Here is a 12,156-nt window from a genome sequence, read left to right as displayed (position 1 = left end):
GAATCTTTTTTATTGATATTTTTTTTATTATGTATGATATGAATTCAAATATATATAAATAATAATATTCACTCAATTTAAATTAAAAATATTTTTATAAATCTTAAAAATAACATACATAAAAAAATATATATAATTAGTATATTGTAATAATAAAAAAATAAATGTCATTTATATATTGAAAGAGCACAATCTTTTTTTATTACAAGGAAGTAATAAAGAAAATAGAAAAAAATATTTAGATGAATCTTTAGTTTTAATTTCCAAAAAAATTGGAAAAATTATTCAAAAATCTTCTTATTTTGAAAGTGAAGCATGGAGCATGAAAAAAGATACATATTCTTTTTACAATAGAGCTTTACATGTAAAAACATTTTATTCTCCTATTGAGATATTAGAAAAAATTTATGATATCGAATTTTTGATAAGAAAAAAATCTATAAAGAATAAAAAAGTAAAAAATCAATCATCCAAAAAAAATACAAAATTTTATAAAGATAGAGAAATTGATATAGATATTTTATTTTATGATCGAATTATAATACATAGTTCTATTTTAACTATTCCACATTCTTTATTACATCTTCGAAAATTTGTTTTAGTTCCTATGTGTGAAATTTCACCAAAAAAATATCATCCTATATTTAATACTACTCTTTTAGAAATATTAGGAGTATGTGAAGATCAATTAAAAATAAAAAAAATAGAATTTGAATAGATTATTTTTATATATCCTGATGTATATTATATGATCAAATTATATTACATATAATAATCATAAAAATAAAGTATATAATGAAAAAAAATATTATTATTAATCAATCTGATTAATTGAATTTTTTTTAAAAAACTTGATTAAGTTGTATACAAAAAAATGGATTTCTATATCCGCAATAATATTCTTTTTTTTTCTATATACTATTTTTAGTGATGCAGAGGAAGAAAAAAAAAAAGAAGAGCTAAAAACAATTGATGAATCTAAAATTGAACCCTCTTTAAATTTAAACAATATAACAAAATTAAAAAATATTGTTATAAAATATCGTTCAAATGTACAAGAACATCATATAGATGATGGAAAATCTTATTTAGATGGAAATGCATTTATAGAATATCTTGATACAAAAATTAAAGCAGATCGTATAGAATTTAATTGGAAAAATGGAGATTTATATGCTATAGGGAAAAAAGAAAATGTAATTATTATCCAAAAAGGAGATAATCAATATTATACATCTAGACGTTTTCACATAAATTTAGATAATAAAAAATGGAATGCTGATAATGTTTATATACAAGAAAAAGATTATGTTATTATAGCAAAGGATATAAAAAAGGAGAATGATTATAGTTTAATGAAAAAAGTGATTTATACAGCAGATCCATTTTTTATAGATAAAAAAGATAAAAATCCTGATTTTTATTTAAAAACAGATTTCTTAAAATATTTTCATAAAAAAAAATATTTTATTACCGGACCTGTATTTTTTTATTGGTATCAAGTTCCAATTCCTATAATTTTTCCATTTTTATATATTCCTTTGAAAAAGGACAATAGTATAATTTCTTCTTTTGGAATTACCTATCCTAGGTTGTTAATTCAAAATAAGAAGATATCTATAGAAAATCTAGGGGTCTATTTTCCTATTTCCGATTATTTTAATTTTTTAATTTCCAGTTCTATATATGGAGGTGAACAATGGAGATTAGAAACAGAAATGGAATATAAATTTAAATATTCGTATAATGGATCTATTCATTTTAATTATCAATATTTATCAAATAAAAAATTTGATTATCAATTTAAATGGAAGCATTATAAAGATGATAATTCAAATTCTGAAATAAAATTTAACGCAGATATAAACTATTATTTCGATAATTTTTCTCCAGTTATTTCCAGAAAAAATGAAGAAATGAATATTTCTAATATTAGTATAAAAAAAATTTTTCAAAATTATTTTTTGAATATGGAAGCATATATAATTCAAAAAAGAAATGAAGGAGTAACGCAATTAAGAATTCCAGAAATTAGTATTTCTATGCGAGAAAAACCTTTTTTTACAAAAAATCCGTTTTTTTATCCATTAATAATTGATTATCATATATTTGCACATAATTATATAGAATATTATTCAATTCTTCCTTTACTAAAAAAAATAAAACAAAAAATAGATATCCAAACAGGGATAAAACATACTATAAATATTTCTACCTTTATTCCTGTTTATCCTTATTTTAAAATTTATCCAAGAATTCATTATAAAGGATATTCTACTTGGAATTTGAATTCATGGACCTCAACCTTATTTCAAACGACAGATGCATTAACAGATATATTATTTTCCTCTTTAGAAGGTCATTTAGAATTAAATAATAAGGATTTTGTATTAAGACATCAAATATCTCCTATAGTTTCTTTAAGAATTAAATCTTATCTTCCTTTAAATCAAAATAATAAAAAAAATTTTCTTGAAAATAGAATCATTTTTATATTAAATAATAATTTGGAATTAAAAATAAAAAATAATAAAAATTTAAAAGATTTTACATATAAAAAAATAAAAATAATGGATCTTTTTCAGGTAAAAACTTTTCATTTTTTTGATAAAAATTCTTTTCATTTAGAAAAATTCTATTTTATGGGTTATACTAATTTTACGAAATATTTAAAAATGAAATATAAAGGGGGGATCAATTTATATGATAAACGGAAATACAATACTTTTTTATTTGATAGTAGAAAAGAAAAAAAAAGAATGTATTTTAATTTTTCCTTTTATGAAAATATTGAACATGAAATCAATTTTATTAATAATAAATATGAAAAAAAAGGAAAAAATCGTTATGAATACTTTTTATTTGATAAATATAATTATGCAATATATCCAATTCCATTGAATTTGAAAATTGATTTAAATTCAACTTATGAAAATTATTTTAATCAAAAAAAATTATTTAATGTTTTTTTAAGTATAAATGGATCTATAAATCTAACAAAATATTGGAATATAGGAATAAATACAGATTACAATTTATTGAAAAATAAAATAAGTTTTTTAAAGTTGGTTTTTTACAGAGATTTGAGAAGTTTTAAAATGAATTTTGATTGGGTACCTATAGGTGAAGATCACTATTGGTCTTTTTTTATTGGAATAAAAGATCCAAATTTAAGTAATTTATTACAATATAAAGAAATAAATTATTATTAATAAAATGAAAAAAAATCATTTTAAGAGTTTCATTTTATGGTCTATAAAATGGATAGAAAATTTTTTATTTATATATGGAAAAATTACCATTGATTCCAAAATTGAAAATTTAATTTCTAAAATAATAGAATGATAAAAATCTATAATTATTCTTTCATAAAAAAGTTTATGGATTACCCCAAAATTCAAATATAGAAATATCTTTAATAGTATACAGAAATTTCAAAAATGAAAATAATCCTTTCATGAATTACTTTACTGATGAATAAATGAGTAATAAATATTATTCTTTATTAATAATTTTATTATTTTTCCTTAATATTGACTATTCTTTTAACAAGAATCTTCAAAAATCGATAAAATTAATTCATGCCGATTTTATCCAAAAAGAAGATCATAATGATACTATTTTTTTAACAGGTCATGTTCATATTAAACATAATGAATATCAACTTTTTTGTGATAAAGCTATTTATAAAAAAAATAATAAGTTTTACGGATATGGAAATGTTCAATTCAAATCAGAAAAAAATAAAATTTTTTCTCAAAAAATAGAATATTCCGAAAATATGAATAACCTGAAAGCTTCCGGTAAAGTTATTTTAGTTCAAAAAAATATAAAATTAACAGCAAATATTATTAATTATAATTTTAGAAAAAAATTTTTTCAGGCAATCCAAAATGTAGTTTTATTATTAGATGAATTGAAATTATATACCAATATTTTAGAATACGATCTTAATTTTAATAAAATTTTTTATAAGAGAGGTAGCAACCTTTTTTATAAGGATTATAATATATATAGCAAAGAAGGAAGTTACTTTCCTTTAAAAAAAAAGGCAAAATTAAAATATGAAGTTAAATTAATTAGTAAAAATTATACGGTATATTCCAATTCAATAGAATATCTATTTCCAATAGATAAAATAAAATTTTATAGCCCTACCATAATAATAAATAATAATAAAATAGATAATTTTTTCTATGCTAAATCAGGTGATTTTTTTATAAAAAAAAATATTTTTTTATCCAAAGAATATTGTAGTCTTCATTATAATGATAAAATTATTCAAGGAAAATATTGGTTTTTCGATTATAATAAAAAAAGTGGATTTATCAAAAATATTTTTTTTGAAGATCAAAAAAAAGGATATTTTTTTATAGGAGATAATGGAAATTTTGATTTATACTCTGGATTAATTTTTTTAAAAAAAAATATAGTATTTATAAAAATAAAACCTAAAGAGGATTCTTTTTTTATTTATTCTGATTTTATCCGAATAAATTTAAAGAATGATTCTATATTATCAATTAAATTTTTTCCTGTTATAGGTTTTTTTTTAAATGAAGAACTTCAAATAAAAAGTGACTCCTTAATATATGAACCGTCAAATAAATCAATAAAATTTAATGGAAATCCCATTTTTTGGATCAAAAATCAACAAATAACTGGAGATTCCATTTTTATTCATCTTAAAAATGATTTTTTTTTAGATTATTTAAAAGTAATGAAAAATGCTTTTTATATAAAAAAAATCAATTCAAAAGAATTTAATCAGATACAAGGAGAAATTATGATAGGTTTTTTTGATAAAAAAAATGTTTTAGAAAAAATTTTGATTCAAGGTAATGCTAAAAGCATTATTTTTCATTATAATAATTCTTCATTGAAAAAAATAATCAATAAATCATCTTGTAACATGATATATGCAGATTTAGAAAAAGGGAAAAAAATAAAAAAAATTTTCTTTTTAGAAAAATCTAACTCAGAACTATTCCTGTTATCTAACAGTATATTTGAAAAAAATTTATTTCTTCCTAAATTTTCTTGGAAAGAAAAAGAAAAATATAAGAATCAAAAAGGCTTAATCTATGAAAAAATAAAAAAATATAAAAAAGAAAATTTAGAAGAAAAAAAAGAAATTGAAAAATTAAGAAAAAAAAATTAATATGTATGAATAAATTAGAGAAGGATTTTATTCGATATCAAACTCAAATAACATCTAACCCTATGAAAATTTCAGTCGATTATGCAGATGGAAATTATATTTACGATAAAGATGGAAAAAAATATTTAGATTTTGTCGCAGGGCTTTCTGTAAATACGTTAGGACATGGAAATAAAAAAATAAAAGAATCTATAAAAAATCAGGTAGAAAAATATTTACATACTATGGGCTATGGTCAATTTATACAGGAACCTTGTGTAACCCTTTGTAAAAAAATTGCAGAGATTACTCCATATCCATTAAATAAAACTTATTTGGTTAATTCTGGAACTGAAGCTGTAGAAGGAGCATTAAAATTAGCAAAATGTTATACAGGTAGGGAAGAAATTATTTCTTGCAAATTAGCTTATCATGGAAGTACACTTGGATCCATGAGTATTATGGGGTATGAAAAAAATAAAAGACCTTTTAGACCTCTAATCCCATTAGTGAAATTTATAACATTTAACCAAATAGATGAATTGATTTTCACTATTACAGATAAAACCGCTTGTGTTATTTTGGAAACAATACAAAGTTCTGCTGGAGTGGTATTGCCTAATAATTCTTTTTTAAAAGAAGTCAAAAAACAATGTAAAAAAAGAAATTCTTTAATGATACTGGATGAAATTCAAACAGGATTTGGAAGAACAGGAAAGTTTTTTGCTTTTGAACATTATGGAATTATACCTGATATTTTGATAATGGGAAAAGGAATGGGTGGAGGAATGCCAATTAGTGGTTTTATGTCCTCAGATGAAATTATGAAATCTTTTTCTGATGATGTTCCAATGGGTCATTTAACAACTTTTGGAGGAAATTCCGTAGCTGCTGCAGCTTCTTTAACTACATTAAATCAACTTATTCATTTTAATATTATTGAAAAAGTTTCTATCAAAGAAAAATGGATTAGAAAATATTTAGTTCATGATCAAATAAAAAAAATTCATGGAAAAGGACTCCTCTTATCTTTTGAATTAAAAAATAAGAATCACGTTGATGAAGTATTACAATCTTGTATAAAAAAAGGATTAATTATTTTTCGTTTTTTATTCCATAGTAAATCTTTACGGATTTCTCCTCCATTGACTATTACGAAAAAAGAAATTCAAAAAGGATGTTCTATTATTATAGAATGTTTGAATGACCTTAAAAAATAAAATATTATTTTATATTTTTCAAAAATAAAATGAGATTTTTCATTGAATTAGCTTATAATGGTAAGGATTATCATGGATGGCAAATCCAAAATAAAGTGAACTCTGTAGAAGAAAAATTAGAATTTTGTTTATCAATATTATTAAAAACTCCTATCAATATAGTAGGAGCTGGAAGAACAGATAAAGGGGTCCATGCAAAACAAATGTTTGCACATTTTGATATTGAAAAAAAAATCAGCAATAATTTAATTAAACAATTAAATATTTTTTTACCTAAATCTATTCATGTATTCAATATTTTCCCAGTAAAAAAAGATGTTCATGCTAGATTTAATGCAATAAGTAGAACCTATAAATATTATTTAACATATAAAAAAAATCCTTTTTTTCAAGATTTTTCTTGGTATTGTTTTTATCCATTAAATATGAAACTTATGAATGAGGCTACTAAAATTTTAATAAAATATAAAGATTTTAGTTCTTTTTCTAAAAGAAGAAATGAAAAAAAAAATAATATATGTGAAATATACTATGCCAATTGGTCCATAAAAAATACTCATTTTTGTTTTACTATTGAAGCCAATCGATTTTTAAGAAATATGGTAAGGTCTATAATTGGTACATTAGTTGATGTAGGAAGAGAAAAAATTAGTATAAATAGATTTATAGAAATTATAGAGTTAAAAAATAAGGATTACTGTAGTAAAACCATACTACCACCATGTGGTTTATTTCTTTATAAAATTCTTTATCCAGAGGATATTTTTTTATGAAAAAAAAATCTTCCTTGAAACAACTTTTAAGAATAAGTTTAAATCATAAACTTATTTTAATAACAATAATTATTATTTCTATATTCATATCTTTTATATCTGCTTATCGTCCTAAATTGATACAAAAAGCGATAGATGTTCATATAGTTTATAAAGATTTTTTTGGTCTTAAAAATATTTTAATATGGATTATTATACTTCTTATCTTAGAAAGTTTATTCCATTTTATTTTATTATATTTATCCAATATTCTTGCTCAAAAAGTTGTTGAAAAAATTCGAATTCTTTTATTTGAAAAATTGTTATCTTTTAAAACTTCTTTTTTTAACCAAACTCCAATTGGTAAACTGGTATCCTATTCTGTTTCGGATATAGAAACTATTATTGTAATATTTAACGATGGTATATTACTTTTATCTGGAGATATTTTAAGAATAATAATGATCGTAATTATGATGTATACAGTGCATAAAAAATTATCTATTATTATTTTTTTTACTATTCCATTTATGTATTTGATTACTCGTTATTTTCAAAAAAAATTAAAAAAAACTTTTCATGAAGAACGTATACAAACTTCACGTTTAAACAGTTTTTTACAAGAAAAAATCGTAGGTATGTCTATAATACAACTTTTCCATAAAGAAAAAGAAGAATATTTAAAATTCCAATCTATCAATCAAAGATTGATGAATGCTCATTTTAAAACTATTTTTTATTTCTCTATATTTTTTCCAATAGTTGAATTTATATCTGCTGCTACAATAAGCATTGTAATATTTTATGGAGGGTTTCATTCTTTTGAAAATAAAGGAGGGGATAATATAAAATCAGGACAAATTATTGCTTTTATTTTTTTTATTTACCTTATTTTTCGTCCAATGCGTCAAATAGCAGATAGATTTAATATTATACAAAGAGGTTTATCTGGTATAGAACGTATATTTTCTATATTAAATTCTGATAAAAAAATAATTATTAATAAAGGAAATATACGAATAAAAAAATTAAAAGGAAATATTATATTTCATAATGTCTATTTTTCCTATATCAATAATGAAGAAATGACTATTAAAGGAATTTCTTTTGAAATACTTCCTGGAGAAAATGTAGCTATAGTAGGGACAACTGGTTCTGGTAAATCTACCATTACACATTTAATTTCCAGATTATACGATATAAAAAAAGGAAAAATTTTGATTGATGGATATGAAATTAAAGATATTGAACTTATAAATTTAAGATCTCATATAAGAGTGGTTACACAGGATACATTTTTATTTAATGATTCTATTATTAATAATATAACTTTAGGAAACTCTTCAATTAGCCTAGAAAAAGTAGAAAAAATGGCAAAAAATATCGGAATACATAGCTTCATAAAATCTTTACCTAATGGATATAAATATATTGTACAAGAAAGGGGTGATCTTTTATCTATTGGAGAAAAACAGTTAATTGCTTTTTTAAGAGTACAAATACATCCTTATTCCATACTTATACTAGATGAAGCAACAGCATCTTTAAATCAAGAATTAGAAAAATTGATTTATCATGCTACATATCGTTTAACTAAAAATAAAACTTCTATTATTATCACTCATCGTCTATCTACATTAAAAAATGTAGATAAAATATTAGTTCTTAATAATGGAATTCTTGTAGAAAAAGGCCCCCATCAAGATCTAATTCAATTAAATGGATATTATACAGAATTATATTATAAAGAAACATTTAATAATCAAATAATATAATTTAATTTATGGACAAACCCTTTTTAAGTAAGTTTTTTTTAATTGAATTTTGACCCAATTTTTAATTTTTTCTTCTTGTTTAAGAATCTTTACCAAATTTTTTAATTCCGTATAATCTTTTTCAAAAGAGATTGGATGAGAAGGTATTTTTTCCAATAATTTAACAATAAAAAAAACTTCTTTTCCATTTAAAATTTCTTTATACGTATCAGAAATTTCTCCATTTTTTTTTAAATGAATTAAAGATTTTTTCATTTTTTTTGATAGATCTTTTTCTTCTATACAAATTTTTTTCCATATGTAAGAATTGACTATTTGATTATTTATAGGATTTTCATCTGGGATCGTTTCGAAAAATATTTCATTATTTATTAAACGATTTTTGATTAAATCTACAAATTTTTTTGTTTTGGTTAACTCTTCTTTTGTATATTTAGGTTTAATTAAAATATGCCTTATATCTATTTCATCACCTCTTTTTTCTTCTACTTTTACTAAGTGAAATCCTAAATTTGTTTCAAAAGGTTCAGATATTTGTTTTTCTTTTAGAGCATCAACTACACGTTCAAATTCTTTTGGTATATTTTTCTTTTTCAACCCCTTAATAATACCACCTTTCAATGCAGAAGAATAATCTTCTGATAATAAAATTGCTTTCGTAGAAAAATCTCTATCAGAATGAATTTCATTTTTTATTTTTTTTAAAAAATCCAAAATTTTATTACGGTGTTTTTCAATTAATTTTGGATAAAAAATCATATAAGAAATACATATTTTTTTTGGAATTATAGGTAATTTTTCCTTTTTTTTATTAAAAAAATATTTAATCTCTTCAGGAGATACTTCTATATCGTCTATTATTTTTTGATAAAATTTTTCTATATACTGATTATTTTTGATGGTTTCAGTTAGGTCTGCCAAAAATTCATCAGTATAGGAATTTTTATTTAATGTCTTTAAAAAATTTTCTTCTAATATGTTAGATACTTTTGTTTTTAATTCTTGATCATCAATTTGTAAATTGGGATCTTTTTTTGCATGATAAAGAATTAATTTGTGAATTAACAAATTTTTTAATCCTTGACATGGAGAAATATTTTTATTATAATCTAAATAATTTTTTATCTCGGAATCTAAAATTATTTCATCTCCTATGATAACAGAAATACCATTTACTTTTTCTAATTCTAGAGCAAAAGAAAAATTACAAAAAATTATCAAAAAAAAATTAAACTTAAATAAAATATTTTTGATCATATTACTAACATAAATAAATTTGCAATTTAACAATCAAATTTATTTATTAAAAATAAAAATTTTTATCATCATGGTTTTGATAGCGAAAAATATATACAAAAAATATAAAAAAAAAATGTTGTAACAAATGTTTCTTTTTGGTTAAATCAAGGAGAAATTGTTGGTTTAATTGGGCCAAATGGAGCAGGAAAAACAACTTCTTTTTATATAATTGTAGGACTTATTCGCCCGGATCAAGGACAAGTACTTCTTAATGAAGAAGATATTACTAACGATCCAATATATAAACGCTCTAGAAAAGGAATTGGATATTTAGCACAAGAACCATCTATATTTAGAAAATTATCTGTAGAAGATAATATTTTATGCATATTAGAAATGAAAAAAAATTCTTATAAAGAAAGGAAAAAAAAAACCGAACAACTTCTTGAAGAATTTGGATTACAACATATACGAAAAAATCGTGGAGATCTTCTATCTGGAGGAGAGCGTAGAAGAACTGAAATTGCTAGATGTCTAGCTTCAAATCCTAAATTTATTCTTTTAGATGAACCTTTTTCTGGAATAGATCCTATAGCTATAGAAGAATTACAAAAAATTATTCTTTCTTTAAAAGAGAAAAAAATTGGTATATTGATTACCGATCATAATGTACAAGAAACTTTTATAATTACGGATCGTCTTTATTTAATGTTTGAAGGAAAAATATTGAAACATGGACCTTCTAAAGAATTGATAGAAGATTCTATGGTAAAAAAAGTTTATTTAGGAAATCATTTTATAAAAAATCATAAAATCATAAAATAAAAATGTATCATCGATTTCAAGGTCCCGAAGTTGGATTATTTCTTAATGGTACCCCTCCTCATATTTATTTCAAAAAACATTTTTTTTACAAAAAAATATTTGCAGTTGACGGAGCCTTTTACTATTTAAAAAAAATGGGAGTACGAGTGGATTCTATTATTGGAGATTTTGATTCTTTTTTAAAAAAAAATTTTATAGAAAAAAAAAATAAATTTTTTGAAATTTTTGAAACCAAAGATCAAAATTACTCCGATTTTGATAAAGCTTTACGAATAATCCATTCTAAAGGATATTTTAATATAAATGTTTGGGGGGCTAGTGGGAAAGAACAAGATCATTTTTTAGGAAATCTATCTACTGCTTTAAAATATAAAAAAAAATTATCCATAATTTTTCATGATAATTATCATTATTATTTTTTTTCTGATAAAAAAAATTTTTTTTATCAGAAAAAAAATAAAAAGGTTTCTCTTTTCCCATTTCCAAAAGTAGAAGGATTATTCACTTATGGGTTAAAATATCCTATCAATGATGGATTATTAAAAATAGGTAAAAATATAGGAATAAGAAATGAATCAACTGAACTACTACAAAAAATCGAAATAAGTTATAAAAAAGGAGAATTATTAATTTTTTTAGAAAAATAAAAATATTTTTTATTGTATCCATTCATTAATCCTAAAAATAATTTTATCTGTATAATTTTCCAAATAACATGATTTTCCGTACATTTTTACCATATGGATGGAAATCTGAACATATCCATGATAAATCATATTACAAATATGAGCTGTTTGTTGAATAGGACGTAAGAATTCATCTATAGTAAAATTATTTTTTTCTCCTGCATGAAATGTTTTTTTTTCTGATCCTGTAGTAATAGATACCAATAAATGTTTTCCAGAAAGAGATTTTTTTTTATATAATTTTGTAAAAACTTTATCTTTCCACTCTTTTAAAAGAGATGGATAACTATACCAATAAAATGGAAATTGAAATACTATAAATTTTGTATTCAAAATAATCCTTATTTCTTCCTCTACCTTGATTTTAAAATCAGGATAAATATTATATAATTTTCGTATAATGATATTTTTTTTGTATTTATTATGATGAATATTCTGTATAATTTTTTTATTTAAAATAGAATTTTCTATATTAGGGTGAGCTACTAAAAATAAAATATTATTTTTCATGATTAAATC

The 12,156-nt window shown here is 21.5% G+C and carries 9 protein-coding genes and 1 pseudogene; 8 read left to right on the top strand and 2 right to left on the bottom strand.

The features are described 5' to 3' along the window. Positions 1-178 precede the first annotated feature (178 nt). The 6 genes from folK (at position 179) to DM817_RS02970 (ending at position 8,887) form a co-directional block, all read left to right on the top strand. Positions 179-718 carry a 2-amino-4-hydroxy-6-hydroxymethyldihydropteridine diphosphokinase gene (folK, locus tag DM817_RS02995; RefSeq protein WP_201260532.1) on the top strand — a complete coding sequence of 180 codons (540 nt, stop codon included), beginning with the start codon at positions 179-181 and terminating at the stop codon, positions 716-718. A 133-nt stretch (positions 719-851) separates the two neighbouring features. Continuing rightward, positions 852-3,212: a putative LPS assembly protein LptD gene (locus DM817_RS02990; RefSeq protein WP_152025807.1), complete on the top strand. Its 2,361-nt coding sequence runs from the start codon at positions 852-854 to the stop codon at positions 3,210-3,212. A 269-nt stretch (positions 3,213-3,481) separates the two neighbouring features. Then, on the top strand, positions 3,482-5,161 hold the full coding sequence (locus DM817_RS02985; RefSeq protein WP_113738527.1) for an OstA-like protein: 1,680 nt from the start codon (positions 3,482-3,484) through the stop codon (positions 5,159-5,161). A gap of 5 nt (positions 5,162-5,166) precedes the next feature. Beyond that, positions 5,167-6,360 (top strand): aspartate aminotransferase family protein, encoded by a 1,194-nt coding sequence (locus DM817_RS02980; RefSeq protein ID WP_113738526.1) that lies wholly within the window; start codon positions 5,167-5,169, stop codon positions 6,358-6,360. Between the two features lie 29 nt (positions 6,361-6,389). Beyond that, positions 6,390-7,133, top strand: coding sequence for a tRNA pseudouridine(38-40) synthase TruA (truA, locus tag DM817_RS02975; RefSeq protein ID WP_113738525.1), 744 nt, complete (start codon positions 6,390-6,392; stop codon positions 7,131-7,133). Further along, positions 7,130-8,887 carry an ABC transporter ATP-binding protein gene (locus DM817_RS02970; protein WP_113738524.1) on the top strand — a complete coding sequence of 586 codons (1,758 nt, stop codon included), beginning with the start codon at positions 7,130-7,132 and terminating at the stop codon, positions 8,885-8,887. The genes truA and DM817_RS02970 overlap by 4 nt, the downstream gene beginning before the upstream one ends. 6 nt (positions 8,888-8,893) lie before the next feature. Here the strand turns inward: DM817_RS02970 and DM817_RS02965 are convergent, their stop codons facing one another. After that, positions 8,894-10,144, bottom strand: coding sequence for a peptidylprolyl isomerase (locus tag DM817_RS02965; RefSeq protein WP_113738583.1), 1,251 nt, complete (start codon positions 10,142-10,144; stop codon positions 8,894-8,896). Between the two features lie 70 nt (positions 10,145-10,214). On the opposite strand from DM817_RS02965, the pseudogene lptB reads away from it, so the two are divergent. Together lptB and DM817_RS02955 are read left to right on the top strand one after the other, a co-directional pair. Next, a pseudogene (lptB, locus tag DM817_RS02960) lies at positions 10,215-10,951 on the top strand (LPS export ABC transporter ATP-binding protein). 2 nt (positions 10,952-10,953) lie between these two features. Continuing rightward, positions 10,954-11,598 (top strand): thiamine diphosphokinase, encoded by a 645-nt coding sequence (locus DM817_RS02955; protein ID WP_113738523.1) that lies wholly within the window; start codon positions 10,954-10,956, stop codon positions 11,596-11,598. Between the two features lie 9 nt (positions 11,599-11,607). Here DM817_RS02955 and DM817_RS02950 read toward each other — a convergent pair whose 3' ends face one another. Further along, complete coding sequence (locus DM817_RS02950) at positions 11,608-12,147, bottom strand: NAD(P)H-dependent oxidoreductase (RefSeq protein WP_113738522.1); 540 nt, start codon at positions 12,145-12,147, stop codon at positions 11,608-11,610. Positions 12,148-12,156: the final 9 nt, after the last annotated feature.

The organism is Blattabacterium clevelandi, assembly GCF_003268615.1.
Classification (GTDB): Bacteria; Bacteroidota; Bacteroidia; order Flavobacteriales; family Blattabacteriaceae; genus Blattabacterium; species Blattabacterium clevelandi.
Note: the sequence above shows the minus strand (reverse complement) of the source record. Positions and strands in the feature narration are given on the sequence as shown.

Excerpts from the sequence above, each read along its gene's own strand:
- DM817_RS02950 (WP_113738522.1), bottom strand. The coding sequence starts at position 12,147 with ATGAAAAATAATATTTTATTTTTAGTAGCTCACCCTAATATAGAAAAT.
- DM817_RS02965 (WP_113738583.1), bottom strand. The coding sequence starts at position 10,144 with ATGATCAAAAATATTTTATTTAAGTTTAATTTTTTTTTGATAATTTTT.
- DM817_RS02985 (WP_113738527.1), top strand. The coding sequence starts at position 3,482 with ATGAGTAATAAATATTATTCTTTATTAATAATTTTATTATTTTTCCTT.
- truA (WP_113738525.1), top strand. The coding sequence starts at position 6,390 with ATGAGATTTTTCATTGAATTAGCTTATAATGGTAAGGATTATCATGGA.
- DM817_RS02980 (WP_113738526.1), top strand. The coding sequence starts at position 5,167 with ATGAATAAATTAGAGAAGGATTTTATTCGATATCAAACTCAAATAACA.
- DM817_RS02970 (WP_113738524.1), top strand. The coding sequence starts at position 7,130 with ATGAAAAAAAAATCTTCCTTGAAACAACTTTTAAGAATAAGTTTAAAT.
- DM817_RS02955 (WP_113738523.1), top strand. The coding sequence starts at position 10,954 with ATGTATCATCGATTTCAAGGTCCCGAAGTTGGATTATTTCTTAATGGT.